Source organism: Streptomyces sp. SID5469 (assembly GCF_009862865.1).
GTDB lineage: Bacteria > Actinomycetota > Actinomycetes > Streptomycetales > Streptomycetaceae > Streptomyces > Streptomyces avermitilis.
Genome location: NZ_WWIN01000001.1, coordinates 8,694,505 through 8,718,844, shown reverse-complemented (window position 1 = coordinate 8,718,844; position 24,340 = coordinate 8,694,505). Strand labels below are relative to the sequence as shown.

Here is a 24,340-nt window from a genome sequence, read left to right as displayed (position 1 = left end):
TGCCGGCTGACCGGCGCGTGACCCGCGAAGAGAGGCGGGGTGTGAGGTTGTTGAATGCCAGGGGTGCCTGGCGGGACCGGGGATGAGCACCACTCCCGGCCCCGCCCGTCCGCACTTTCCGGCGAACGTTCGGTGAACGAGCGCCCCGACCAGGGGCGCGGGGAACCGCGCGGCCGGCCACAGCGGGCCCGCGGCCGACGACCGCCGTACCACCGGCGGCCGACAACCATCCGGGCACCCGCGGCCGACACCGCCCTACCAGCAAAGTGCTACCGCTTGGCCGCCTTACGAGTCGCCCGCAGCCACTCCTTGTTCATGCCGGTGATGGAGACCAGCGGGATGCCCTTCGGGCAGGCGGTGGCGCACTCTCCGGCGAGGGTGCAGCCACCGAAGCCCTCCTCGTCCATCTGGGTCACCATGTCGAGGACGCGGGTCTCGCGCTCGGGCGCGCCCTGCGGCAGCACGTTGAGGTGGTTGATCTTGGCCGAGGTGAACAGCATCGCCGCGCCGTTCGGGCAGGCGGCCACACAGGCGCCGCAGCCGATGCACTCGGCGTGCTCGAAGGCGAAGTCGGCGTCCGGCTTGGGCACGGCCGTGGCGTGGGCCTCGGGCGCGGCGCCGGTCGGGGCGGTGATGTAGCCGCCGGCCTGGATGATCCGGTCGAAGGCCGACCGGTCGACGACGAGGTCCTTGACGACCGGGAAGGCCGAGGCGCGCCACGGTTCGATGTCGATGGTGTCGCCGTCCTCGAAGGACCGCATGTGGAGCTGGCAGGTGGTGGTGCGCTCGGGTCCGTGGGCGTCGCCGTTGATGACGAGCGAGCACGCGCCGCAGATGCCCTCGCGGCAGTCGTGGTCGAAGGCGACGGGGTCCTCGCCCTTGAGGATGAGCTCCTCGTTGAGGGTGTCGAGCATCTCCAGGAAGGACATGTCGGCCGAGATGTCGTCCACCTCGTAGGTGGACATCGCTCCGTCGGCGTCGGCGTTCTGCTGGCGCCAGACGCGCAGGGTGAGCTTCATGCGTAGCTCCGCTGAGTGGGGTGGACGTACTCGAAGACGAGGTCTTCCTTGTGCAGGACGGGCGCGTCGCCGGTGTCGGTGAACTCCCAGGCGGCCGCGTACGAGAACGCCTCGTCCCTGCGGGCCGCCTCGCCGTCCGGGGTCTGGGACTCCTCGCGGAAGTGACCACCGCAGGACTCGGACCGGTGCAGTGCGTCGAGGCACATCAGCTCGGCGAGTTCGAGGTAGTCGACGATGCGGTTGGCCTTCTCCAGGGACTGGTTGAACTCCTCGCCGACGCCGGGGACCTTGATGCGCCGCCAGAACTCCTCGCGGATCTGCGGGATGCGTTCGAGCGCCTTGCGCAGTCCGCTCTCGGTGCGGGCCATGCCGCAGAACTCCCACATGAGTTCGCCGAGTTCGCGGTGGAAGGAGTCGGGGGTGCGGTCGCCGTCGACGGCGAGCAGCAACCGCAGCCGGTCCTCGGTGTCGGCCAGCATCTCCTGGACGACGGGGTGTTCGGCCGTCACCTCCTCGGGGTGCGGGTTGCGCGCGAGGTAGTCGTTGATCGTGGAGGGGAGCACGAAGTAGCCGTCGGCGAGGCCCTGCATCAGGGCCGAGGCACCCAGCCGGTTCGCCCCGTGGTCCGAGAAGTTGGCCTCGCCGATCGCGAACAGGCCCGGGATCGTGGTCTGCAGGTCGTAGTCGACCCAGAGGCCGCCCATCGTGTAGTGCACGGCGGGGTAGATCCGCATGGGGACCGTGTACGGGTCCTCGGCGGTGATCCGCGCGTACATGTCGAAGAGGTTGCCGTACTTCTCCTCGACCTTCGCCCGGCCCATGCGCCTGATGGCGTCGGCGAAGTCCAGGTAGACGCCCTGCCCGCCGGGGCCCACTCCCCTGCCCTCGTCGCAGACGTTCTTCGCGGCGCGGGAGGCGATGTCGCGCGGTACGAGGTTGCCGAAGGAGGGGTAGATGCGCTCCAGGTAGTAGTCGCGCTCGTCCTCGGGGATCTCGTTCGCGGGCCGCTGGTCGCCCTTCGCCTTCGGCACCCAGATGCGGCCGTCGTTGCGCAGCGACTCGCTCATCAGCGTGAGCTTGGACTGGTGGTCGCCGGTGCGCGGGATACAGGTGGGGTGGATCTGGGTGAAGCAGGGGTTGGCGAAGTAGGCGCCGCGCCGGTGCGCCCGCCAGACGGCGGTGGCGTTGGAGTTCATGGCGTTCGTCGAGAGGTAGAAGACATTGCCGTAGCCACCGCTGGCCAGCACCACCGCGTCCGCGAAGTACGTGTCGATGCGGCCGGTGATGAGATCCCTGGCCACGATCCCGCGCGCCCGTCCGTCGACGACGATCAGGTCGAGCATCTCGGTGCGCGGATGCATCTCGATGTTGCCCGCGGCGATCTGCCGCGACAGCGCCTGGTACGCGCCGAGCAGCAGTTGCTGACCCGTCTGACCACGGGCGTAGAAGGTGCGCGAGACCTGTACGCCGCCGAAGGAGCGGGTGTCGAGCAGACCGCCGTACTCCCGGGCGAACGGCACGCCCTGCGCCACGCACTGGTCGATGATCTCGACCGAGATCTGCGCGAGCCGGTGGACGTTCGACTCCCGCGCCCTGAAGTCGCCGCCCTTGACGGTGTCGTAGAACAGCCGGTGGACGGAGTCGCCGTCGTTGCGGTAGTTCTTCGCCGCGTTGATGCCGCCCTGCGCGGCGATCGAGTGGGCGCGGCGCGGGGAGTCCTGGTAGCAGAACTGGACGACGTGGTAGCCCTGTTCGGCGAGCGTGGCGCCGGCGGAGCCGCCCGCGAGGCCGGTGCCGACGACGATCACCGTGTGCTTGCGGCGGTTGGCGGGGTTGACCAGTTTGGCCTCGAAACGGCGGGTGTCCCACCGCTCGTTGATCGGGCCCTGCGGGGCCTTGCTGTCGACGACCGGCTCACCGGTCGCGTAGTCCGCGTAGGAATGCATGGGTCAGCTCACCACTCCGGTCATGACGCCCACGGGTACGGCGACGAAGCCCGCCGTGAGCAGCAGCGCGAGAACATTGGCGACGGTCTTGAGGGCGCGGTCGCGGGTGCGGCTGCCGGCGCCGAGCGTCTGGGCGGCGCTCCAGAAGCCGTGCCGGATGTGCAGGCCGAGCGCGAGCATCGCGACGATGTAGATGATGTTGCCGTACCAGGTGGAGAAGGTGTCGACCACGTTCTGGTACGGGTGGCCGGACTGGAATCCGCCCGGGTGCACGGAGCCCGTCGTCAGGTCGAGGATGTGCCAGACGATGAAGAGGCCGAGGATGACGCCGCCCCAGCGCATGGTGCGCGTGGCGTAGCTGGCCCGCGCCTTCCGGTGCACGTACTTGCTGGGGCGCGCCCTGATGTCGCGCCGGCTCAGCTGGTAGGCGGCGGTGGCGTGGGCGACGACGGCGGCGACGAGGGCCACGCGGATGATCCACAGCGCCCACTCGTAGTGGAGGAAAGGCTCGCCGAGGGTGCGCAGCCAGTGGGCGTAGTGGTTGAACTCACCGGATCCGAAGAAGATCTTCAGATTGCCGATCATGTGGACGACCAGGTAGAGCAGCATGACGAGCCCGCTCACCGCCATGACCGTTTTCTTGCCGACGGAGCTGTCCCAGACGGTGCGTGCCATGGACGACCGTCGGTCCGTCCGTGTTGCCAGAGCCATGTCTCAGAACGCTAGGGCCGGGATGCCGATCAGTCCAAGACATGGTCCGGCTGGATTCCATAGGAATGCCCTATCGTGGGGTGGGTGCAGTTCCAACAGCTCCAGTACTTCGTGGCGGTGGCCGAGACCCGGCACTTCACCCGGGCCGCCGACCTCGTGCATGTCGCACAGCCCTCGCTCTCCCAGCAGATCAAGGCCCTCGAGAAGGAGCTGGGGGCGGATCTGTTCCTGCGGGCGCGCGGGAACATCACGCTCACCGACGCGGGCGAGGCGCTGCTGCCGCTGGCCCGCCGCATCCTGGCCGACGCGGACACCGCCCGGCACGAGGTGCAGGAACTGGCCCAGCTGCGCAGCGGGCGCGTCCGCCTCGGCGCGACCCCGAGCCTGTGCACGGGCCTGCTCCCGGACGTGCTGCGCGCCTTCCACGACCGCTATCCCGGCATCCGGCTGCTGATCGAGGAGGGCGGCTCGCACGATCTCGTACGGGAACTCGCCCGCGGCGCGCTCGATCTCGCGCTGGTCGTGCTTCCCCTGCCTACGCCGTCGCCCGCGCTGACGACGGTGGAGCTGCTGCGCGAGGATCTGGTGGTGGTGTCGTCACCGGACGCCCCGGCACCGGGCCGGGGCCGGCGTACGGTGCGGATCCCCGATCTGGAGGGCGAGCGCCTGGTGATGTTCCGCCACGGCTACGACCTGCGCGAACTGACCGTCGCCGCGTGCCGTGCCGAGGGCTTCGAGCCGGACTTCGCGGTGGAGGGCGGCGAGATGGACGCCGTTCTGGGCTTCGTACGGGCGGGGCTGGGGGTGGCGGTCGTGCCGCGCATGGTGGCGACGCGGTCGGGTCGGGGTTTGCGGGTGACCCCGCTGGCCCGCCCCGGTCTGCACCGTACGATCGCCCTGGCCCACCGCAGCGACGTGGCCCCGCCGCGGGCGGCCCGCGAGCTCCAGCGGATGCTGCTGGAACGGTGAGCGCCGGACTGCCGCGACTGGTCGGCCTCAGTCAGTCCCGGTCCACGGCGGGGCGCGGTGGGCACGTGGGGCACATAGGACGCGCAGGGCAGCCGTCGGTCACCACGTCGGGATGTAGCCGCCGTCGATGACCAGGTCGCTGCCGGTGATGTTCCGGGCGCGGTCCCCGGCGAGGAACAGGACCAGGTCGGCGACCTCGGCCGACTGCGAGAAGCGGCCGGTGACCGTCGCGCCCGCCGCCCGTGCCACCACGTCGTCGGGGGTGATCCCGGCGGCGGCCGACACCGTGGCGGCCACCCCGTCGCCGCCGAGCCACAGTTCCGTCTCCACCGGACCGGGGCTCACCGTGTTGACCCGGATGCCCTTCGGGCCGACCTCCTTCGACAGCGCCTTGGAGAAGGCCACCAGGGCGGCCTTGCTCGCGCTGTAGTCGATCACCAGCGGGTCGGGCAGGGTGGCGTTGACCGAGCTGATCGTCACCACGGAGCCCTGGCCGGCCTCCAGCATCAGGGGCAGGGCGGCCCGGGTGACCCGTACGGCGGTGAGCAGGTTCAGGTCGACCGTGCGGTGCCAGTCCTCGTCGGTCACCGACAGGAACCCGCCGGTGCGGGCCGGTGCCGAGCCGACGTTGTTGACCAGGATGTCGATGCGCCCGCCCGCCGCCCCGACCAGTCGTCCGGCCCCCTCGGGCTCGGCGAGGTCGACGGGCACCCAGGTGACGGAGCCCTCCTCGACCAGCCCGTCCAGGCCCTCGGACGTGGTACGGGACCCGGCGACGACCTGCGCCCCCGCCCCGGCCAGCGCCTGCACGACGGCCAGTCCGATGCCCTTGCTGGCGCCGGTCACCACGGCGGTCCGGCCCTCGAGTTCCTTGCTCATGGTTCTCGACTCCTTCGCACGGCGGATTCGTTGGCGGCGGCACGCTTCGGGCGTCGGGGACGGGTCCGCGGCGCGGGAAGTGTTTGAGCTCGGTGCCCGCCGGCGAGTCTGCGTAGAGCTTGTACACCGAGCGTGTCACGACGTCCGGGACGGTGTGGCCGGCCCGGCCCGCGATCCCGGCGAGGGAACGGTGAGGTGCTCGTGCGGGGCGTCGGCCTCGGCCGGCTCCCGCACGTCGACGAGGCCGTACCGGTACCGGGTCCGCCGTCCGGTAGACCGGACGGCGCCGCTTCGCGGGGCACCCGGCAGTTTCCGGGCGATCAGTCCGCCAAAGGAGTGGCCGACGGCGACAGCCACATGTACGGCACGGTCGAACGCGGGTCCGGCCGCCGCGGGCCTCGTCGGTCGTGGCGAGGGCCGCGGCGGCCGGGAGGTCCGGCCTCGGCTACGGTCACGGTGCCGGAGCCCGGCCCCCGGGGAAAGCACATCAGAGGGTCATGCCCCGGCCCGTCCGCAGGTCAGCCGGTGGCGTCCACCAGGGCCAGCTCGTGCAACCGCTCCGGCGGTCCCGGCCGGGCGTAGTACCAGCCCTGGGCCGTGTCGCAGCCCAGTATCCGCAGCTGCTCGGCCTGCGCGCCGGTTTCGACGCCCTCGACCGTGACCGCGAGGTCGAGACTGTGCGCGAGGGTGACGATGCCCTCCACGATCTTGAGGTCGACGGGGTCCGCCGGGTACTGCTGCATGCCCTGGGTGAAGGAACGGTCCAGCTTCAGAATGCTCACCGGCAGCCGGCGCAGGTTGGCGAGGTTCGAGTAGCCCGTGCCGAAGTCGTCCAGGGCGATGTCCACGCCCATCTCGGCCAGTCGGCGCAGGGGTTTGAGCAGATCGTCGTCGGCCCCGATGAGCGCCGACTCCGTGACCTCCAGGCACAGCGCGCCAGGTTCCAGACCCGACCGCTCCAGGATGTCGACCGTGTCGGACACCAGCCCGGGGTGGGTGAGCTGGCACGGTGACAGATTGACGTTGATGCGCAGCGGGGCCGCCGCCTCTGCGCAGTGCCGCTCCTGCCACTCCCGGGCCTGCCGCACCGACTGCTCCAGGACCCAGCGGCCCAGCGGCACGATCAGCCCGGTGTGCTCGGCGAGCGGGATGAAGCGGTCGGGGCCGAGCACACCGTGCTGCGGATGCAGCCAGCGCACCAGCGCCTCGGCACCGCGGACGCTGCCGTCGCCGAGGTGCACCAGCGGCTGGTACTCGATGAAGAACTCGTTCCGGTCCAGGGCCGCGGGCAGTGCCGTGGTGAGACCGTGCCGGGTGATGGCGCGGGCGTCGGCCTCGGGGTCGGCCAGCTCGAAGCGGTTGCCACCCGCCGACTTGGCCCGGTACATGGTGATGTCGGCGCTGCGCAGCACCTCCGCCGGACCGCGTTCCCCGGCCGGGCCCTCGACGATGCCGATGCTGCCCCGCACGGCCAGCTCCCGGCCGTCGATGCTGATGGGGGTGACGAGCGCGTTCATGATGCGCCCGGCGAGTTCGTCGACCTCGCGCTCGGTGTCGGGTCCGGTGGTCAGCGCGACGAACTCGTCGCCGCCGAGCCGGGCGACCATCTCGCCGGGCGCGGTCGCGCACGACTGCAACCGGTCGGCGACCTCGACGAGCAGCCGGTCCCCGGCCGCGTGCCCGAGGCTGTCGTTGATGGTCTTGAAGCCGTCGAGGTCGAGGTAGCACAGCCCGAACCGCTGCCCCCCGCCCGCCGACAGCGCCTTCTCCAGCCGCTCGAAGAAGAGGGTGCGGTTGGGCAGTCCGGTGAGCGCGTCGTGGGTGGCCTCGTAGCGCAGCCGGAGGTTCAGCAGCCGGCGCTCGGTGGTGTCCTCCATCAGCGCGAGCTGGTACTCGGGCCGGCCGTCCGCGTCACGCAGCAGGGACACCGTCAGGTTGGTCCACAGGACGGTGCCGTCGGGCCGGTAGAAGGCCTTTTCGACGTGGTAGTGCTCGCGCTCGCCGCGGACCAGCTCCTCGTACAGCCGCCAGACCTGTGGAGCGTCGTCGGGGTGCGTCCAGTCGGTGACGTTGCGGCCGCGCACCGCCTGCTCGGAACCGCCGAACATACGCAGCAGCGCGCCGTTGATCTGGAGGATGTTCCCTTCGAGGTCGGCGATGCCAATGCCTATGGCCGCGCCCTCGAAGACCGCGCGGAAGCGGGCCTCGCTCGCGTGGAGCGCCTGCCCCACCACCCCTTGGGCCTGCAACGCGGCGACGGAGATGGCCTCCTGCTCGGCCAGCGTCCGCTCCCGCAGCGCCTGCGCGAAGCCGGCCGCCATGGCGTGCTGCAACCGCGAGGCACGGGTGCGCAGGGCCTCCTGGTCCCCGGGGGACGCGTCCGGGGTGCCGCAGTAGAGCACCAGGTAGGCGTCGACGCAGTCGAGCGTGGCGCTGAGCGCGTCGGGGTCGGTGCAGTGCGCGTCGATCAGCGCGGCGCCGACCGCCTTGGCCTCGGCCGCGTCGAACGCCCTGGCCCGCAGCGCCTCGCTCAACCGCCGGGCGAGCGGCAGGAGTCGGTTCTCCAGCTCCGGACGGGTCAGCGGCGTCGAGGTCACCGGGAAGACCGCCCGGCTCCAGATCGTCGCGAACCTGCGCAGTCTGTCCTCCGGTCCGTCCGGCTCCGGGGTCACGCCGCGTGCCCCACGCCGGCGAATCCGGAGAAGGCATACGGATCCTCGTCCTCGGGTGCCGTGTCGGGCCGCCAGTTCGGCATCGGCACCAGTCCGGGTTCCACCATGTCGTACCCCTCGAAGAACCGCGCGACCTGTTCGCGCGAGCGCATGATCAGTGGGTTGCGGATGTTCCTGTACACGTCGACCGCGCCTTCGGCCCGCTCCTGAGGGAGCGGAACTCCCTCGTACGAGGCATGCGTGACGACGAGCAGGCTGCCCGGCGCGAGTGCGTCGCGCAGCTCGGCCACTGCCCGGTACGGGTCGTCCGCGTCCTCCACGAAGTGCAGTATGGCAACGAGGAGGAGCGCGACCGGACGGTTCAGGTCGATCAGCCCCTCCACCTCGGGGCTCGCGAGGATCTCCCGGGGCTTGAGGAGATCGCCCGCGACGACGTCCGCGCCCTCGGTGCCCGCGAGTACGGCCTGGCTGTGCGCCACGGCCACCGGGTCGTGGTCGACGTACACGACCCGGGCGCCGGGGTCGGCCGCCTGCGCCACCTCGTGCACGTTTCCGAAGGTGGGGATGCCGGAGCCGATGTCGAGGAACTGGGTGATGCCCTCGTCGACCGCGTAGCGCACGGCGCGGCGCATGAACGCCCGGTTGGCCTGCATGATCTTCGGGAGTCCCGGCATGAACTCCATCGCCTTGCGGGCCGCCTCCCGGTCGACCTCGAAGTTGTGCGAACCGCCCAGGTAGTAGTCGTAGATGCGGGACACGCTCGGCACCGAGATGTCGATGCTCCGTGGGGCCCAGGCGGGACGCTGCATCTAGCTCTCCAAGGCGTAGGCGACGGCTGAGACGATCCAGTGTTCGAGCTGAGGCTACTGATCGCCCGCCAAAGGAGCGAGCAAAAACGGAAATTGACCGTCCGCTCAGGCTCATTGCCGCCGTCACGTGCCGAGTTGACGTTCCGCCGACGCCTCTCGAACACGTCCCGTGCGTCCCCGCGAAACGCGGGAACGCCGAAGTGGCCCGCCCCCTCCGTTGCGGTGCGGAGGGGGCGGGCCGGGTCGTACGCGCTGTACCGTTCGTCCGGCACTCTTGCTTCGGTGTCCCCCTCCCTTCCGCGACTGTTGCCGTTCGGGTGAGGCGATCAACCCTGGGGAGATGATCTCTACTTCGGCGCGCCGACCGGCTTTCCGTCGGGCGCGACGGCGTACCAAGTGCCGCCCACGCCCTGTCCGTTGGTGTCCCCGGCGGCCTTGTCACCGGAGAAGGTGTAGATGGGCCAGCAGTTGATGGTCTGCTGCTTGGCGCCGTCCGGACGGGCGAAGTTCATCAGGCCCTTCTTCTGGACGCCCTTGGTGTCGTCCGCCGCGACCGGCGCGACGACGGGCCACTTCTCCAGGCAGGCGCCGACGCAGGCCGACTTGGGGGTGGGCCAGGCCTGGTCCTTCAGGAAGCGGTAGACCGTCTTGCCGTTCTTGTCGACGACGATGTCGCCGAGCTTGGGATCGTTGCGGACGGAGAGTCCGGGCAGATCGGTGGCCGAGGCCTTCTTGCCGTCGGGCGCCGCGGCGTACCACGTGCCGCCCACGCCCTGGCCCTTGGTGTCACCGGCCTTGGTGTCCTTCGCGAACCGGTACATCGGCCAGCCGGCCACCGTCAGCTGCTTGGTGCCGTCGGACCGGGTGACCTCGCCGAGCAGAGCCTTGTCGATGCCGGTGGCGGCCGAGGCGCCCTCGGCGGGAACCGGCGGCCAGGCCTTGGCGCAGTCGCCGTCACAGGAGGACTTCGGCGGTTCCGCCGTGTCCTTGTCGAAACGGTAGAGAGTGAAACCGGCGGCGTCGGTGATCACCTTGCCGATCTTCACGTTCTCGGCAACCGTCAACTGACCTGCGGATTCCGTGGAAGACGAGTTCTGCTCCTCCTTGGAATCCGCGCCGTAACCATTTCCGGATCCAGCAGCGGCACCGGGGCTGGAGGTGTAACCGGCGGCAGGCGCGGCTGCGCCCACGTTCTGACTGCCTGTCGACTGGGTGCCAGATTCCTGACCGCACGCCGTCGTGAGCGCCAGCACGGCCGCAGCTGCCGCTACGAGTGAGGCGCTCCGCCAGGAGGTCTTCATGTCAACTCCCGTTAATTAGCCTGGGTGTTGCAGCGTCCTAGTGCGCCGCTTATGGCCATAGGTACGTGCGGAGGCGGCCAAAGTGTTCAAGCGCATCGCAACTTTCTTTCCGGACCCTGTGACGCCCGTCCGGATCGATCGCGCAGATGTACCCATGCCATGACGTCTCACTCCCGGTCGGTCAAACCACGCATAGGGGTATGTCCTTCGTTCGGAGCAATTCACCGAGGCTCGGGCCTGTACGGGCGCGCCGTGGCTCATGATCTCCGTCGTGTATGGACCCGAACGGACTCGATCCGCCGTCGCCATAAGGGTGTTGGCCCTGGTGGCGTTGGTCTGGATCCTCATGGGCGTGCCGCCCGAGACGGCGGTCGCCGACGCCTGCGCGTACGTCTCGACCGGCCCGGACGGCATCGAGGTGGTGGCGGCCGCCGGCGACGGTCTCCGCTGCCCCGTCCCGTCGACTCCCCCGCCCTGCCCGACACCGACCCCCACCCTCACACCGCCACCACCGCCACCTCCACCGCCACCTCCACCGGCTCCCACCCCGACGCCCACTCCCAGCCCGACGCCCACCGAGCGGCCGAGACCGACGCCGAGACCCGACCCGCCGCCACCCCGGCCGGCGCCGCCACCGCCCGTCGCCGTGGCGCCGCGGCCGACTCCCACTCCGACGCCCACCCCCACCCCCACGCCGACACCCACGCGGACTCGCGCTCCGAGGCCGAGCCCGCCGCCCGAGGCGTCCCCGGTGAGCTATCCGCGGTACCACGCCTCGGCGCACCAGCGGCCACCGCGCGGCGGCCCGCCGCTGGTCACCCTCGCCCTGCTCATCACCGCGCCCGCGGTGCTCGCCGTCGCCGCGCTGCGTCCGCGCTGATCCCTGGAGGCACTCCTTGTCGGAATGGCTTGTTCTCGCCCTCGCGATGGCGGCCGCCTGTGTCGTGGTGGTCATCGTGACCCTCGTACGGCATCGCACGGCCGCCGAGGACGACGATCCGTCCGAGACCCCGGACGTGATCGAGTACATGACGATGATGATCGGCGTGGTGTACGCCATCGTCCTGGGCCTGGCCATCGCGGGTGTCTGGGAGGCGCGCAGCGTCGCCCAGGACCACGTGCAGACGGAGGCCCAGGCGCTGCACGAGATCTCCGAACGGGTGCGGGTCTACCCGCCCGACGTCCGCGACCGCATCCGCGACGACGTCAACGCGTATGTCGGCCAGGTCGTCACCACCGAGTGGAAGACCATGGCGGACAAGGGCCGGGTGACCGCCCGGGGCGCGGAGCTCTTCCAGCGCATCCGCCAGGACGTGACCGACTACCAACCGAAGACGGACTTCGAGGCTCAGGCCTATCAGCCGCTCGTCGACCAGGTGTCCGCGGCCGACACCGCCCGGGCCTCACGCGCCGACTCGACGGGCGCGACCATGCCGGGCGTGGTGTGGTTCGGGCTGATCACGGGTGCGGTGGTCACCATCGGGATGGTGTTCGCCCTGCAGATCCGGCGTACGAAACGGGAGCTGGTCCTTGCCGGGCTGTTCTCCGCCCTGATCGCCTTCCTGCTCTTCCTGATCTGGGACTTCGACGCGCCCTACAGCCGGGGCGTCGCGGCCTCCGCGGAGCCCTTCCTGGCGCTCTTCCCGCACCTTCACGGGTGACGGATCCTCACCATCGGGCGCCTTGCGCGCCGCCGCAATGCCGACGGCGAGGCCTGACGCACCCCGCACAGCCTTCCGCCCGGATCCGGTCAGGGTCCAGGGCGGAGGGCTGTCGCGTGCGGTCTCCGAAGAAGGCCGGCGGTCGGGCCGGCGGCCACCGGTCAGCTCTTGTTCTCGGTCCGGCGGCGCATCCAGAAGAACCCGCCGGCGATCACGGCCGCCGCGACGAGTCCGCCGCCGATCGCCATGTCGGTGGGCGTGGCGCCGATGGAGCTGCTACCGCCGAGACCGCCGCGGACGCCGCCGATGACGGTGAACGCGTTGGGCCGGGTCAGGGACTGGGCGTTGTTGCCGTTGCCGTTGCCGTTCCCAAGTCCGGTGCCGTGACCGTTCCCGAGACCGTTGCCGTTCCCAAGACCGTTGCCGTTCCCGAGACCGTTGCCGTGACCGTTGCCGTTGCCGTTGCCGAGCCCGTTCCCGTTCCCTAGGCCGTTGCCATTACCGAGCCCGTTGCCATTACCGAATCCGTTACCAAGTCCATTGCCGTTGCCGAATCCGTTGCCGTTACCGTTCCCGAGCCCGTTGCCGTTCCCGAATCCGTTACCGAGTCCGTTGCCGTTGCCGTTGCCGAATCCGTTCCCGTTCCCGAGGCCGTTGCCGTGACCGTTGCCGTTCCCGAGGCCGTTACCGTTCCCGAAGCCGTTCCCGTTCCCGATTCCGTTCCCGTTCCCGTTCCCGAAGCCGTTGCCGTTCCCGAAGCCGTTGCCGTGACCGTTGCCGTTCCCGAGCCCATTGCCGTTCGCGTTACCGAAGCCGTTGCCGTTCCCGACTCCGTTGCAGTTCCCGAAGCCGTTGCAGTTCCCGACTCCGTTACCGTTGCCGAACCCGTTGCCGAATCCGTTCCCGAACCCGTTGCCGAATCCGTTCCCGAACCCGTTGCCGAGCCCGTTCCCAAATCCGTTGCCGAACCCGTTGCCGAACCCGTTGCCGAATCCGTTGCCGAGCCCGTTCCCGTTCCCGTTCCCGACCCCGTTACCGGGCCCGCCGTTAGCGCCGTTCACGACTCCGGTGCCATTGCCGCAGCGGGCCGTAATCCCGTACGAGCCCGGGCGCGCGTTGCGGTCGATGGTGACGCGGGCGCTCGCCGAGTTGTGCCCCGCGGGGCTCAGCCGGGTCGTCGGGAAGACCGGCGAGGAGACCGTGCTGCCGTTGACCTGGCACCTGGACCCTTCCACGGTGATCGTCAGCTGCCCGCCCCGCGCGATGACTCTGGACAGGGCGACGATATTGCTCGGGTCGCTCAAGGCCGCGGCCGTGGGGGCGGCGAGCCCGACGGCCAGGGCCACGGCGGCACCGGCCGCCAGGGCACGAGAAGTACGCATGTGATCCTCCGCGAAAGACGCCCCCGGGACCCGTCCCCGGTCGATCGGCGAGAAAGCGCCTCCAGATAGACCCTCAGACGCCGGGGACAGGGCCGCATTTCGAGAATGGTCCGTCCTGGTGAGAGGACACGCCGGGCGGATTCCGCGCAATCGGTTATTGCCGCAGGTCACGGACTGTCAGAAGTTTTCCGCCCCGCGGCAACTCGGATGGCTCACCACAGAGGTTCCGCGCCCCCCGTTCGCCCGTGCCTCGTCGCTCTCGGGGCTCGCTGCGATTAGTGTGCTCATATGCGCGACGGACATGGCGACGGCCACGTCGAGAGGGGATTGCGAATGTCCGTGTCCGAGCTGGCCGAAGAGGAGGAGCGGCGGAGGAAGCGGGCCCCGTGGGGCGTGATAGCGCTTGTTCTGCTGACCGGCCTCGCTCTCATTCGGAATGGTTCGGGGGAGTTCGACGTGGGCCCCCCGCAGCCGGCGACGGCGGCGGCCGCGGACAGCCGCAGCACCCCGAAGCCCCCCACCGCCAAGCTGCCCCGGCCCCTGCCGTACTCCGCGGCCCGACGCGTTCGCATTCCGGCGATCCAGGTCGACGCCCCCGTCACTCCGGTGGGTCTCGACATGTCCGGCTGGGTGGACGCACCGTCGCCCGACGACCCGAATCTCGCCGGCTGGTTCACCGGCGCGGTCTCGCCCGGTGAGAACGGGACTGCGGTGGTCGTGGGCCATGTGGACAACATGAAGGGCCCGGCCGTCTTCTACGGCCTGGGGGCGCTGAAGAAGGGCAACCGGGTCGAGGTCGAGCGCAAGGACGACAAGGTCGCCGTGTTCGAGATCTACGGAGTCGAGGTCTTCGCGAAGAGCAGCTTTCCCAGCGACCGCGTCTACGCGAGCAAGGGCGCCCCGGAGCTGCGCGTCATCACCTGCGGAGGAGGCTTCACCAAGCAGAACGGCTATGACGGGAACGTGGTGGTGTTCGCCCGCCTGGTCGAGGTCCGCTGAGCGTTCCCCGGCCGGGCGGGCCTCCCGCGTTATGCGAACTGCCGTCGGGGCACCGTGAGGTGATAGCCGGAATCCAGCAGCGCGGGCAGATAGTCGCGCAGCGCCCGCACACTCTGCGAGCGATCGCCGCCGGCGTCGTGGGAGAGCACGACGACGCCGGGGGCGGCACCGTCCTCCACCCGGTTCACGATGGTGCGGGTGCCCGGGGTCGTCCAGTCGAGCGAGTCGACCGTCCAGGCCAGCGGCTCCATGCCCAGGTCGGCCCCGAGCTGGAAGGCCGCCCGGTTCCAGACACCGTACGGCGCGCGGAACCACTGCGGCGGCTCGCCGTACGCCTGCTCGATGACCTCGCTGGTGCGTTCCATCTCGGAGCGGATCCCGGACCGCGACAGCTCGGTGAGCCGGGGGTGCGTCCAGGTGTGGTTGCCGACGACGTGCCCGTCGTCGGCCATCTCACTCAGCAGGTCCTTGTTGTCGACGGCCATCTCCCCGCACACGAAGAACATCGCGCGTACGTCGTACTCGCGCAGGGTGCGCAGGATGTCCGGGGTGTAGCGCGGATCGGGGCCGTCGTCGAAGGTCAGCACCATGCTGCGGCCGCGCCCGGAGATGCGCAGGAACGGCTCGTGCCGGACGACGGTCCGCGCGGGCGCGCTGCGTGGCGGGCCATAACCGGTGAGGGGCCGCAGACGGTAGGCGGAGGGCTTGAGCGCGCGGCGCACCGGTGGGCCCGCGACGGGGGCGGTGTTCCGCACCGGGCTCCCGGCCGGCTCGTCGGCGGTGAGCAGCCGGGCCGTGCCTGCCGCCCCGGCCGCGCCCAGGACAGCGGCACCGGCGAGCAACGCCCGGCGCCGCGTGAGCAGCTGATCCTTTTTCATGATTTCATCAGTCGCCCGGACGAGAGGCGCCCCCGCCGCGCAACACCGGGACGGGCGCGGGAAAGCACCCGTTGGGACCATCCGCCCGGCGAAGTGCCGAACGAGCCGAGTGGGCGGAGCCCGTCCTGTGCCGAGTCGGCGGAGCCGACCGCACCGGCTCAGCGGCGGCGTACCAGTGGGAACGGCAGGGTCTCCCGGATCGTGAGGCCCGTGAGGAACATGACGAGCCGGTCCACGCCGATGCCGAGGCCGCCGGTGGGTGGCATCGCGTACTCCAGCGCGTCGAGGAAGTCCTCGTCCAGCTCCATCGCCTCGGGGTCTCCCCCGGCGGCCAGCAGGGACTGCGCCGTCAGCCGTCTGCGCTGCTCCATCGGGTCGGTCAACTCCGAGTAGGCGGTGCCCAGTTCGGTACCGAAGGCGACCAGGTCCCAGCGTTCGGCCAGGCGCGGATCGGCGCGGTGCTGCCGGGTGAGCGGGGAGACGTCGGTCGGGAAGTCCTTGTAGAAGGTGGGCAGTCCGGTCCTCTCCTCGACCAGCCGCTCGTACATCTCCAGGACCACGTCACCACGGCCGTCGTCCGCGGTGTACGGCACGCCCGCCCGGTCGCAGTGCCGGTGCAGGGCCTCAAGGCTCGTCCCGGCGTCCAGCTCCTCCCCCAGTGCCTCGGAGATCGCGCCGTACACCGTCTTCACCGGCCACGGTCCGGAGATGTCGTGCTCGGTGCCGTTCTTGCGGGCGACCGGTCCCCCGAAGGCCGCGGTGGCCGCGCCCTGGATCAGTTCGCGGGTGAGGTCGAGCATCACGTCGTAGTCGGCGAACGCCTGATAGGCCTCCAGCATCGTGAACTCGGGGTTGTGCTTGTAGGAGACGCCTTCGTTGCGGAAGGTGCGCCCCATTTCGAAGACCTTCTCCAGACCGCCGACGCACAGCCGCTTCAGGTAGAGCTCGGGGGCGATGCGCAGATACAGGTCGAGGTCGTAGGCGTTGATGTGGGTGGTGAAGGGCCGGGCGTTCGCGCCGCCGTGGATCTGCTGGAGCATCGGCGTCTCGACCTCCAGATAGCCGCGGTCGAGGAGCCCCTGGCGCAGCGCCTGGACGGCGGTGGAGCGGGCCCGTACGACCGCGCGGGCGTCGGGGCTCGCCACCAGGTCGAGATAGCGGCGGCGCACCTTGGCCTCGGGGTCGGCGAGGCCTCGGTGCTTGTCGGGCAGCGGGCGCAGGCATTTGCCGGTGAGCTGCCAGTCCGTGACGAAGACCGTCGGCTCGCCGCGGTCGCTGGTGCCGGTCCGGCCGGTGGCGGTGATGTGGTCGCCGATGTCGGCGTCCTTGCCGAACCGGTCGAGCGCGGGCCCGGACCCGGATCGGGTGAGGGCGAGCTGCAGATCACCCGACCAGTCGCGCAGCACGGCGAAGACGATGCCGCCGAAGTCGCGTACGAGCATGACGCGGCCCGCGACGGTGACCTGCTCGCCCGCCGGAGAGCCACGGGCCCGGGCGAGGGTGTGGGTGCGCGGTGGGATGCCCACGGGGTAGGGGTCGGTGCCGTCCGCGCGCAGCCGGTCGAGCTTGCTCAGGCGCACCCGGACCTGTTCGGGCAGTCCCGGCGCGCCCGGCCCGGTCTCGTCGCCCTTGTCGAGGCCGAGCGCCGACAGCGACGGCAGACCCTCGGTCGTCGTCGGCTCGGTGATCCCCTTGGAGTGGCCCTTGCCCCACAGCTTGCGCAGCGAGGGCACGGAGACGAAGCCCTCGGCGATGCCCGACGCCAGTCCGATCCGGGCGAGGGAGGCGGTGTCGCCGTAGCAGATGAAGCGCGGGTACCACTGCGGGTGGTACTTGGCGTTGGAGCGGTACAGGGCCTCCAGCTGCCACCATCTCGAGAAGAAGAGCAGCAGTCGGCGCCACAGACGCAGGACCGGCCCGGCACCGATACGGGCGCCCTCCTCGAACACCGAGCGGAACACCGCGAAGTTCAGCGAGATCCGGCGTATGCCCGTCCGTCCGGCCACGGCACACAGCTCGGCGACCATGAACTCCATCACTCCGTTGGGCGCGGCACGGTCACGGCGCATCAGGTCGAGGGAGACGCCGTCCCCGCCCCAGGGCACGAAGGAGAGCAGGGCGAGGAGTTTTCCGTCCTCTCCCAGGGCCTCGACGAGGAGGCAGTCGCCGTCCGCGGGGTCGCCGAGCCGGTCCAGGGCCATCGAGAAGCCCCGTTCGGTCTCGGTGTCCCGCCAGGCGTCGGCCCGGCCGACGACCTCCTCCATCTCCTCGTCGCTGAGGGTGGAGTGCCGGCGTACCCGGCAGGTGGCGCCGGTGCGCCGCACGCGGTTGACGGCCTGCCTGGTCACCCGCATGTCGCGGCCGTCGAGATCGAAGTCGGCGGTGTTCAGGATCGCCTCGTCGCCCAGTTGGAGCGCGCCGAGTCCGGAGCGGGCGAACGCCTTGGCGCCCTCTTCCGAGGCGCCCATGACGGCGGGCGCCCAGGCGTGGCGGCGGGCCACGTCGAGCCAGGCGTCGATGGCGTGCGGCCAGGCCTCGCGGTCGCCGACCGGGTCCCCGCTGGCCAGGCAGACACCGGCCTCGACCCGGTAGGTGACGGCGGCCTTGCCGCTGGGCGAGAAGACGACGGCCTTGTCCCGGCGGGTGGCGAAGTAGCCGAGGGAGTCGTCGGCGCCGTACGCCCCGAGCAGGGCGCGGATGCGCGGCTCCTCGTCGCCGTGCAGGGCCGACTCCATGCGCTGGGAGCGGAAGAGGGTGGCGGCGGCGTTGAGCAGGGCGAGTGCGCCGAACAGGCCGAGGAGGAAGGACACGGGGCGTGGTGTGCGTCCGTCGAACCGGCGTCCGGACACCAGTCCGCCGCAGACCCGGTCGGCCGCCCACAGCAGCCGCTGGTCGCGCGGCAGCGTGCCGGGGAAGAGTTCGACCAGGCCCCACCCGACCAGGATCGCCACACCGAGCCCGGCGAACAGCACGGCGAGGGCCCGCCACGCGGCGCCGCGCCGGGAGGCCGCGTAGAACTCCTTGCGGGCCGCGATCAGCAGCGCCAGCGCGAGTGAGCACACGATCAGCGAGACGACCGACTCGGCGTAGTGGCCGAGGGCGAGGCCGAGCAGGTCGTCGAGGGTCACCAGGCCGAGGTAGACGACCACGAGCCACCAGGTGACCTTCTTGCGGGCGGCGGTCGCGGCGGCGAGCAGGAAGAGGAAGACGCCGTAGGCGAGGTTGGCGCTGACCGGGACCACGAACCTGTCGAGGTCGCGCACGAACGGGCCCAGCAGACGGCGCAGCGGCGCGATGAAGGCCAGCAGGACGCACAGGAGGCCGAGGGCGCCGAAGAAGGTCGCGAAGCCCTCGGGCACCTTGCTGAGGAAGCCGCCCCAGGACGGCCGTGTCGGGCCGGTGGCGTGCCCGGGTCCGGCGGCCTCCACGGTGGCACTCATGGTTTCGACTGTAGGAAGACCGGGCCCGCCCCGCCCGTCGAGCGCCGCGACCCCGCCTCTCGGGCGCCGGTCCCGCCCTTCCCGCCACGGTCCTGCCCCCACCCGTCGCCGAGACGGCTCCGCGGGCTCCCGCCCGGCTCGGGACCTGCCGCTTCCGATAGCCTCACAGCCGTGACGGAACAGCACTCCCACCAGTTCGAGCGTGGCACGGACGGTCCCAAGGTGATCCTCGTCGGGGTGGACGGCTCCGACTCCTCGCTCCACGCGGCGGCGTATGCCGCCGGCCTGGCCAGACGGCAGCACGCGCTGCTCGCCGTCGTGTACGTGCAGCCGGTGATGGCGGCGGGAGCGGCGCTCGGGGTTCCGGTCGCCGACACCACCGACGAGATCGCGGCGGACCTGGTCCAGTACATCCGTGACGCGACCGAGCGGGTCAAGGACATATTCGAGGTGCGCTGGGAGTTCCACACCTTCCGCGGCGACCCCTACAACGGCCTGGTGACGGCGGCGGACGAACTGAAGGCGGACGCGGTCGTGGTGGGCGCCTCCGAGCAGGCGGGGCACCGGATCGTCGGGTCCGTGGCGGTCCGCCTGGTCAAGGCGGGGCGCTGGCCGGTCACGGTCGTGCCGTAGCCCGCGGACGGGCACCCTCGGCGCGGTGCGCGGGAGAGCGCCGGACGCGGCCGGAACGCACCCGCCGTCGGCCATGCCGTGCGTGGCATCTTCCGTCCCCGCTGTCCCTGGGCCATCATGATCCGCCGTCAGCCGATTGCCGTCTGCGAAGAGGTGAGGCTCATGGCCGGGATCCGAATGGGTGAGGGTGTTCTCCGCCGCAAACCCATCGAACAGATCGAGGAGACGGAGGCCGGCACACAGCTCGAGCGGACACTCGGGCTGTGGCAGCTGACCGCGATCGGGGTCGGCGGCATCATCGGCGCCGGCATCTTCACCCTCGCCGGGACGGTCGCGAACGGTACGGCCGGCCCGGCTGTTCTCGTCTCGTTCCTCATCGCGGGCTTCGCGAGCGCCGCGGCCGCGCTGTCGTACGCGGAGTTCGCGGGCCTCATCCCGAAGGCGGGCTCGGCGTACACCTACGGCTACGCGGTGCTCGGCGAGCTCGCGGGCTGGTTCATCGGCTGGGACCTGCTCCTGGAGTACACGGCGATCGTGGCGGTGGTCGCGATCGGCATCTCCGGGTACTTCGGCTTCCTGGTCGGCGAGCTGGGCGCCGATCTGCCGGCGTGGATGCTGGGCGCGCCGGGCACGGGCGGCGGGCACCGGGTCGACCTGTTCGCGGCGATCCTGTGCCTGCTCATCGCGTATCTGCTGAACCTCGGCATCAAGAGCGCGGCCCGGTTCGAGACGGTCGTGGTCGCTCTGAAGGTCCTGGTCGTGCTGCTGGTGATCGGTGTCGGTGTCTTCCACATCGACACGGGCAACTACCACCCCTTCTTCCCGTACGGGGTCGGCGGGGCGTTCACGGGCGCGGCGACCGTGTTCTTCGCGGTCTTCGGCTATGACGCGATGTCGACGGCGGCCGAGGAGTCGAAGGACGCGCAGCGCCACATGCCGAAGGCGATCATCTACTCGCTGGCCATCTCGATGGTGCTGTACGTGGCCGCCTGTCTGGTCCTGACCGGCATGCAGAACTACAAGGACATCGACAAGGAGAGCGGCTTCTCGACGGCGTTCAAGTCGGTGGGTCTCGGCGGTCTCGCGGACGTGATCGCGGTCGGCGCGATCATCGGCATCCTCACCGTGATGTTCACGTTCATGCTGGGCGTCACGCGTGTCTGGTTCAGCATGAGCCGCGACGGACTGCTGCCCAAGTGGTTCGCCAAGACGCATCCGACGCGGCACGTGCCGACCCGGGTGACCTGGATCGTGGGGTTCGCGTCGGCCGCCATCGCCGGGTTCCTGCCGATCGGCCAGGCGGCCGAACTCACCAACATCGGGATCCTGCTGGCGTTCGTCGTGGTGTGTGTCGCGGTGATCGTGCTGCGTTACCGGCAGCCGGATCTGCCGCGCACCTTCCGCACACCGTGGATGCCGTACGTCCCGGCGCTGGGGGTGATCTTCTCGATCTGGCTGATCACGTTTCTGCAGTGGCGGACGTGGGTGCGGTTCGGCGTGTGGCTCGTGATCGGCCTGGTCATCTACTTCGGCTACTCGTACAAGCGCTCGGAACTGGCCAAGGGCGTCAACTCCCCATGACGAGGCCGTCCTTGGCGGCCCCCCGGCGCAGCACGACGTCGCGGATCCGGTCGCGTACGGGTGCCGTCCCGGCGCCCTGCGCGATCGCGGCGTTGAGGTCCACGACCCGGCCGAGGTCGAATCGCTGCGGAATGAACTCGGCCTTCGTCACCTGCCAGCGCTCTCCCGCGCGGGCGGGCGGGGCGAAGGTGAAGCGGCCGATGGTGCTCTCCTGTCCGCGCGGGTCGCGGAAGCCTTCCCGGTTGGCCATCTCCCCGGCGATCTGGTCGCCCAGGCCGTAGACCACCCAGGTGCCGTTGACCTTCTCGTACGGCTGGGGGACGTGGGCGCGGGTGCCGAGGATCAGGTCGATGTCGGGGCGGCCCTTCGTCTGCGACGCGGTCAGTTCCCTGCTCAGCCGAAGCTGCTGCGCGTCGGGCTCGTCCTGCCACTCGGTGCCCCAGCCCAGGGATACGACGACCACGTCGGCGCCCGCCGCCCGGGCGGCCCGGGCGTCCGCGACGATCCGGTCCCGGTCGATCAGGTTGACGGCCCAGGGTTCTCCTGCGGGGAGCGGACGGCCGTTGATGTCGTGGGTGTACGCCAGGTGGGCGACCTGGGCGCCGTCGGCGTGGAACATGGCCGGGGCGGCCGCCTCCGGCGCCAGGCGTGCCGAGCCCGTGTGCTGCACGCCGGCCCGGTCGAGGGCGTTCAGGGTGCTGTGGATGCCGGCTGTGTCGTAGTCGAGGGCATGGTTCGAGGCCGTGGAGCAGCCGTCGTATCCGATGGCAGCGAGGCCCAGGGCGACCTGCGGCGGCGACACGAAGGCGGAATAGCCGGAGTAGTCGCCGTCCTCGCCGAACACCGTCTCCAGATGGCAGATCGCCACGTCGGCCCGGGACACGACGGGTTCGGCAGCCGCGAGCATGGGGCGGAAGTCGTAGCCGATGCCGCCCGCGTCGGCCTTCGCCTGCTCGATGACCGGGGCGTGCGGCAGGACGTCGCCGGACGCGACGAGGGTGAAGCCACGGGTCGCGGGCGCGGCCGCGGGCCCGCCCGCTTGCCGTGACGACGGGTCGTGGGCCTGGCAGGCCGCGCCGGCGGTCAGCAGGGCGGCGGTCAGGGCCGCGGCGGCCCGGCGGGCGTGTGGTGTCATCGACTCGCTCCGATGCGGCTGGTTCCGGCAGTCCCGATCGGTTCCGGTGGGTCCGATGGTTCTGATGTTCATATGAACTGATGTGAATCCACCTGCGCGCCTTGCCGGGAGTCAAGCAGCCGCACCGCCCGAGTCGCCGCGGCACCGTCCACGTCACCGCAACGGCGTCACGTCCGGCGGCGGCCGGACCGTTCGTCGTACCGTTCAACGACGGGTTCGACCGTCCGCCGCAGACCCGTGCGCGCTCCCTGTCCCGGCGGAGCGCGGTGCGCTGCCATAGCCGCCATGACGGCCGTAACCACCACCATCGGGCGCGGGACGACCGCCGAGCACGAGCTGGCGCAGCTGCAGCGCGAGCACGGCCGACCGCTCTTCGCGCTGCTGCTCAGGCTCTGCGACGGGGACCGCCAGCGCGCCGAGGACCTCGTGCAGGAGACGTTCGTACGTGCCTGGCAACACCCCGAGGCGCTGCGCGCGCACGATTTCACCTCCGTGCGCCCCTGGCTGCTCACCGTCGCACGGCGGCTCGCCATCGACGCGCGACGGGCCCGCCAGGCGCGGCCCGCCGAGGTCGGGGACGCCGTACTGGAGAACGCCCGGGTGTGCGCCGATCACGCCGAACGGTCCGCCGCGACGCTCGATGTGCGCGACGCTGTGAAGACACTCACTCCCGAGCATCGTGAAGTACTGGTGCAGGTGTATTTCCGGGGGGCGAGTGTGGCGGAGGCCGCCGAGGCCCTGGGGATTCCGCCCGGTACCGTGAAGTCCCGCGCGTACTACGCGCTGCGCGCCCTGCGCCGGGTTCTTCCGGGATACGCGGCCGACCTGCGGTGAAACCGAAGGCCGAGTCAAACCTCCGTAAAGCGCCTTGCTGAGGACCATGGTTGAGCAATCTGCTGTCCTCATCCGTGTTCCGGAACAGTAGTCCGGGGTCGGGCAAGTCCGGGGTCGGGCGACGCGCACGCACCGGAGGAAGGCAGGAAGGGATGCTGCACAGAGGTCAAGAGAGCACGGACGGCGCCGGCGGCGGTGAACTCACCGTCCCCATGGCATGGTTGTACGCGGAGTACATCGCGGACGAACTGCTGCGGACCGGCGACCTGATGCCGCCGACGTCCTTCGAGTTCCGCGCCGGGCGCGACGCCCTGGCGCTTACCATCTTCCTCTCCGACACCAGCGGTGAGCTCTCCGGTATCCGGGTCGTCTCGCAGCTGGAGACCTGGCTTTCGCTGACGGCGTACGACCAGCCGTGGCAGGACTGGGTGTGTGCACGGATGGCCGCGCTGGCCGCCGAGGCCGTCGAGTCGGGCGGCCCGTCGCCGGACCTGGATCTGGCGTCCGCGGCCTGGCGCTGGCTGGAGGAGACCGAGCTGCTCGCCCCTGACCTGGACGCGGTGCCCGGCGGCGGCTCGGTCTTGGGCGAGGACGACGGACCCAAGGTCTGGACGCCCGCCTGGCAGCTGGGGCTGCCGCTCGGACACCTCGCCATCCATCTTTTTTAGATTCGGACCAATCCGCAGGCCCGACCGCTCCGAATATCTTGACTGTTATTCCAACAGCCTTGAGTGATTCGGCGGCCTGGTCCGTACCGGTGGGCAACAGCAACACGAACACCACCCCCACCCCGCTTCACCGGCATGAGGAATTGGTATGAGGTCCCTGGAACGCCATCGCGACGTCGGCGCCTACGCGCTCGGCGTGCTCGACGAGGCGGAAGCCTTCCGCTTCGAGGACCACCTCATGGAGTGCCCCAGCTGCACGGCACAGGTGACCGAATTCCGGCCCGCCGCGCGGCAGTTGATGCTGTACCGGCGGGCGACGCCGCGAGCCGTGCATCCCTTCGCGGCACCCGGACCCCGCCTGATGGAGCGGCTGCTCGGCGAGGTGGCGACACGGCACCGCAGCGGGCGCAGGCGCTGGCTGTACGCGGTCGCCGCCGCCGTGGTGTTCGCGGTGGGCGGGCCCGTGGTGGCGATGGTCGCCGGGCACGGCTCCGCATCGACGGAACTGACCGCGACCGGCGCGAAGACCGGGGTGTGGGCGCAGGTCACCACCCAGGAACGGGTCTGGGGCAGCGAGATCGACGTGACGGTCAAGGACGCCTCCGGTCCCCACTCCTGTCGGCTCATCGCGGTGGGGAAGGACGGTTCCGAGCAGACCGTGACGACGTGGATGGCGCCCTCGCACGACGGCGGTCCCACCACCATGCAGGGCGGCGCCGCGCTGCGGCCCGACGAGATCGAGCACTACGACATCCGCACCGGCAACGGGCAGCTCCTGCTGACGCTCAGGTCCCACTGAGGCACGTCGGGCCCGCCCTCGCTC

General features: G+C 70.7%; 20 protein-coding genes. 9 read left to right on the top strand and 11 right to left on the bottom strand.

Translation table 11 applies throughout. The features are described 5' to 3' along the window. Nucleotides 1-269 precede the first annotated feature (269 nt). The 3 genes from GTY58_RS37925 to GTY58_RS37915 are packed head-to-tail and all read right to left on the bottom strand — an operon-like array spanning nt 270 to nt 3,640. Entirely contained in the window at nt 270-1,019 is a 750-nt protein-coding gene (locus GTY58_RS37925; protein WP_010988704.1) for a succinate dehydrogenase/fumarate reductase iron-sulfur subunit, read from the bottom strand. Further along, a complete protein-coding gene (locus GTY58_RS37920) occupies nt 1,016-2,965 on the bottom strand; it encodes a fumarate reductase/succinate dehydrogenase flavoprotein subunit (protein WP_010988703.1) in 1,950 nt (649 codons plus the stop codon). The genes GTY58_RS37925 and GTY58_RS37920 overlap by 4 nt, the downstream gene beginning before the upstream one ends. 3 nt (nt 2,966-2,968) lie before the next feature. After that, nucleotides 2,969-3,640: a succinate dehydrogenase gene (locus GTY58_RS37915; protein ID WP_037647097.1), complete on the bottom strand. Its 672-nt coding sequence runs from the start codon at nt 3,638-3,640 to the stop codon at nt 2,969-2,971. Nucleotides 3,641-3,760: 120 nt separating this feature from the next. Here GTY58_RS37915 and GTY58_RS37910 point away from each other — a divergent pair, with 120 nt between their 5' ends. Then, nucleotides 3,761-4,645: a LysR substrate-binding domain-containing protein gene (locus GTY58_RS37910; protein WP_037647207.1), complete on the top strand. Its 885-nt coding sequence runs from the start codon at nt 3,761-3,763 to the stop codon at nt 4,643-4,645. A gap of 99 nt (nt 4,646-4,744) precedes the next feature. Here GTY58_RS37910 and GTY58_RS37905 read toward each other — a convergent pair whose 3' ends face one another. The 4 genes from GTY58_RS37905 to GTY58_RS37890 form a co-directional block, all read right to left on the bottom strand. Then, nucleotides 4,745-5,524 (bottom strand): oxidoreductase, encoded by a 780-nt coding sequence (locus GTY58_RS37905; RefSeq protein ID WP_010988700.1) that lies wholly within the window; start codon nt 5,522-5,524, stop codon nt 4,745-4,747. 518 nt (nt 5,525-6,042) lie between these two features. Next, nucleotides 6,043-8,196: an EAL domain-containing protein gene (locus GTY58_RS37900; protein ID WP_010988699.1), complete on the bottom strand. Its 2,154-nt coding sequence runs from the start codon at nt 8,194-8,196 to the stop codon at nt 6,043-6,045. Next, a complete protein-coding gene (locus tag GTY58_RS37895) occupies nt 8,193-9,005 on the bottom strand; it encodes an SAM-dependent methyltransferase (protein WP_010988698.1) in 813 nt (270 codons plus the stop codon). The genes GTY58_RS37900 and GTY58_RS37895 overlap by 4 nt, the downstream gene beginning before the upstream one ends. 347 nt (nt 9,006-9,352) lie before the next feature. Then, nucleotides 9,353-10,306, bottom strand: a complete 954-nt coding sequence (locus tag GTY58_RS37890; RefSeq protein WP_010988697.1) for an SCO0930 family lipoprotein — start codon at nt 10,304-10,306, stop codon at nt 9,353-9,355. A gap of 751 nt (nt 10,307-11,057) precedes the next feature. Between GTY58_RS37890 and GTY58_RS41440 the strand changes: the two genes are divergently transcribed. Then, nucleotides 11,058-11,186: a hypothetical protein gene (locus GTY58_RS41440; protein WP_037647093.1), complete on the top strand. Its 129-nt coding sequence runs from the start codon at nt 11,058-11,060 to the stop codon at nt 11,184-11,186. A gap of 16 nt (nt 11,187-11,202) precedes the next feature. Next, nucleotides 11,203-11,967: a DUF4239 domain-containing protein gene (locus tag GTY58_RS37880; RefSeq protein ID WP_010988695.1), complete on the top strand. Its 765-nt coding sequence runs from the start codon at nt 11,203-11,205 to the stop codon at nt 11,965-11,967. A 161-nt stretch (nt 11,968-12,128) separates the two neighbouring features. Here GTY58_RS37880 and GTY58_RS39935 read toward each other — a convergent pair whose 3' ends face one another. Then, complete coding sequence (locus GTY58_RS39935; protein WP_010988694.1) at nt 12,129-13,349, bottom strand: hypothetical protein; 1,221 nt, start codon at nt 13,347-13,349, stop codon at nt 12,129-12,131. Nucleotides 13,350-13,682: 333 nt separating this feature from the next. On the opposite strand from GTY58_RS39935, the gene GTY58_RS37870 reads away from it, so the two are divergent. Next, nucleotides 13,683-14,348: a class F sortase gene (locus tag GTY58_RS37870; protein ID WP_037647090.1), complete on the top strand. Its 666-nt coding sequence runs from the start codon at nt 13,683-13,685 to the stop codon at nt 14,346-14,348. A gap of 29 nt (nt 14,349-14,377) precedes the next feature. On the opposite strand, the gene GTY58_RS37865 is transcribed toward GTY58_RS37870, so the two are convergent. Together GTY58_RS37865 and lysX are read right to left on the bottom strand one after the other, a co-directional pair. After that, nucleotides 14,378-15,226, bottom strand: a complete 849-nt coding sequence (locus tag GTY58_RS37865; protein WP_010988692.1) for a polysaccharide deacetylase family protein — start codon at nt 15,224-15,226, stop codon at nt 14,378-14,380. A 158-nt stretch (nt 15,227-15,384) separates the two neighbouring features. Further along, on the bottom strand, nt 15,385-18,666 hold the full coding sequence (gene lysX, locus GTY58_RS37860) for a bifunctional lysylphosphatidylglycerol synthetase/lysine--tRNA ligase LysX (protein ID WP_010988691.1): 3,282 nt from the start codon (nt 18,664-18,666) through the stop codon (nt 15,385-15,387). 171 nt (nt 18,667-18,837) lie between these two features. Here lysX and GTY58_RS37855 point away from each other — a divergent pair, with 171 nt between their 5' ends. Together GTY58_RS37855 and GTY58_RS37850 are read left to right on the top strand one after the other, a co-directional pair. Continuing rightward, nucleotides 18,838-19,299: a universal stress protein gene (locus GTY58_RS37855; protein ID WP_010988690.1), complete on the top strand. Its 462-nt coding sequence runs from the start codon at nt 18,838-18,840 to the stop codon at nt 19,297-19,299. A 162-nt stretch (nt 19,300-19,461) separates the two neighbouring features. Next, on the top strand, nt 19,462-20,880 hold the full coding sequence (locus tag GTY58_RS37850) for an amino acid permease (RefSeq protein ID WP_010988689.1): 1,419 nt from the start codon (nt 19,462-19,464) through the stop codon (nt 20,878-20,880). Here the strand turns inward: GTY58_RS37850 and GTY58_RS37845 are convergent. Continuing rightward, the gene (locus tag GTY58_RS37845) at nt 20,867-22,015 is read right to left on the bottom strand and encodes a CapA family protein (protein WP_010988688.1); all 1,149 of its coding nucleotides are present in this window, start codon (nt 22,013-22,015) and stop codon (nt 20,867-20,869) included. The two genes, GTY58_RS37850 and GTY58_RS37845, sit on opposite strands and share 14 nt — an antisense overlap. 285 nt (nt 22,016-22,300) lie before the next feature. Here GTY58_RS37845 and GTY58_RS37840 point away from each other — a divergent pair, with 285 nt between their 5' ends. The 3 genes from GTY58_RS37840 (at nt 22,301) to GTY58_RS37830 (ending at nt 24,316) form a co-directional block, all read left to right on the top strand. Beyond that, on the top strand, nt 22,301-22,849 hold the full coding sequence (locus tag GTY58_RS37840; RefSeq protein ID WP_010988687.1) for a sigma-70 family RNA polymerase sigma factor: 549 nt from the start codon (nt 22,301-22,303) through the stop codon (nt 22,847-22,849). A 152-nt stretch (nt 22,850-23,001) separates the two neighbouring features. Then, entirely contained in the window at nt 23,002-23,517 is a 516-nt protein-coding gene (locus GTY58_RS37835; protein WP_010988686.1) for a hypothetical protein, read from the top strand. Between the two features lie 148 nt (nt 23,518-23,665). Beyond that, complete coding sequence (locus GTY58_RS37830) at nt 23,666-24,316, top strand: zf-HC2 domain-containing protein (RefSeq protein WP_010988685.1); 651 nt, start codon at nt 23,666-23,668, stop codon at nt 24,314-24,316. Nucleotides 24,317-24,340: the final 24 nt, after the last annotated feature.

Excerpts from the sequence above, each read along its gene's own strand:
- GTY58_RS37845 (WP_010988688.1), bottom strand. The coding sequence starts at position 22,015 with ATGACACCACACGCCCGCCGGGCCGCCGCGGCCCTGACCGCCGCCCTG.
- GTY58_RS37830 (WP_010988685.1), top strand. The coding sequence starts at position 23,666 with ATGAGGTCCCTGGAACGCCATCGCGACGTCGGCGCCTACGCGCTCGGC.
- GTY58_RS37905 (WP_010988700.1), bottom strand. The coding sequence starts at position 5,524 with ATGAGCAAGGAACTCGAGGGCCGGACCGCCGTGGTGACCGGCGCCAGC.
- GTY58_RS37870 (WP_037647090.1), top strand. The coding sequence starts at position 13,683 with ATGTCCGTGTCCGAGCTGGCCGAAGAGGAGGAGCGGCGGAGGAAGCGG.
- GTY58_RS37865 (WP_010988692.1), bottom strand. The coding sequence starts at position 15,226 with ATGAAAAAGGATCAGCTGCTCACGCGGCGCCGGGCGTTGCTCGCCGGT.
- GTY58_RS37920 (WP_010988703.1), bottom strand. The coding sequence starts at position 2,965 with ATGCATTCCTACGCGGACTACGCGACCGGTGAGCCGGTCGTCGACAGC.
- lysX (WP_010988691.1), bottom strand. The coding sequence starts at position 18,666 with ATGAGTGCCACCGTGGAGGCCGCCGGACCCGGGCACGCCACCGGCCCG.
- GTY58_RS37850 (WP_010988689.1), top strand. The coding sequence starts at position 19,462 with ATGGCCGGGATCCGAATGGGTGAGGGTGTTCTCCGCCGCAAACCCATC.
- GTY58_RS37895 (WP_010988698.1), bottom strand. The coding sequence starts at position 9,005 with ATGCAGCGTCCCGCCTGGGCCCCACGGAGCATCGACATCTCGGTGCCG.
- GTY58_RS37840 (WP_010988687.1), top strand. The coding sequence starts at position 22,301 with ATGACGGCCGTAACCACCACCATCGGGCGCGGGACGACCGCCGAGCAC.
- GTY58_RS37925 (WP_010988704.1), bottom strand. The coding sequence starts at position 1,019 with ATGAAGCTCACCCTGCGCGTCTGGCGCCAGCAGAACGCCGACGCCGAC.
- GTY58_RS39935 (WP_010988694.1), bottom strand. The coding sequence starts at position 13,349 with ATGCGTACTTCTCGTGCCCTGGCGGCCGGTGCCGCCGTGGCCCTGGCC.
- GTY58_RS37835 (WP_010988686.1), top strand. The coding sequence starts at position 23,002 with ATGCTGCACAGAGGTCAAGAGAGCACGGACGGCGCCGGCGGCGGTGAA.
- GTY58_RS37890 (WP_010988697.1), bottom strand. The coding sequence starts at position 10,306 with ATGAAGACCTCCTGGCGGAGCGCCTCACTCGTAGCGGCAGCTGCGGCC.
- GTY58_RS37915 (WP_037647097.1), bottom strand. The coding sequence starts at position 3,640 with ATGGCACGCACCGTCTGGGACAGCTCCGTCGGCAAGAAAACGGTCATG.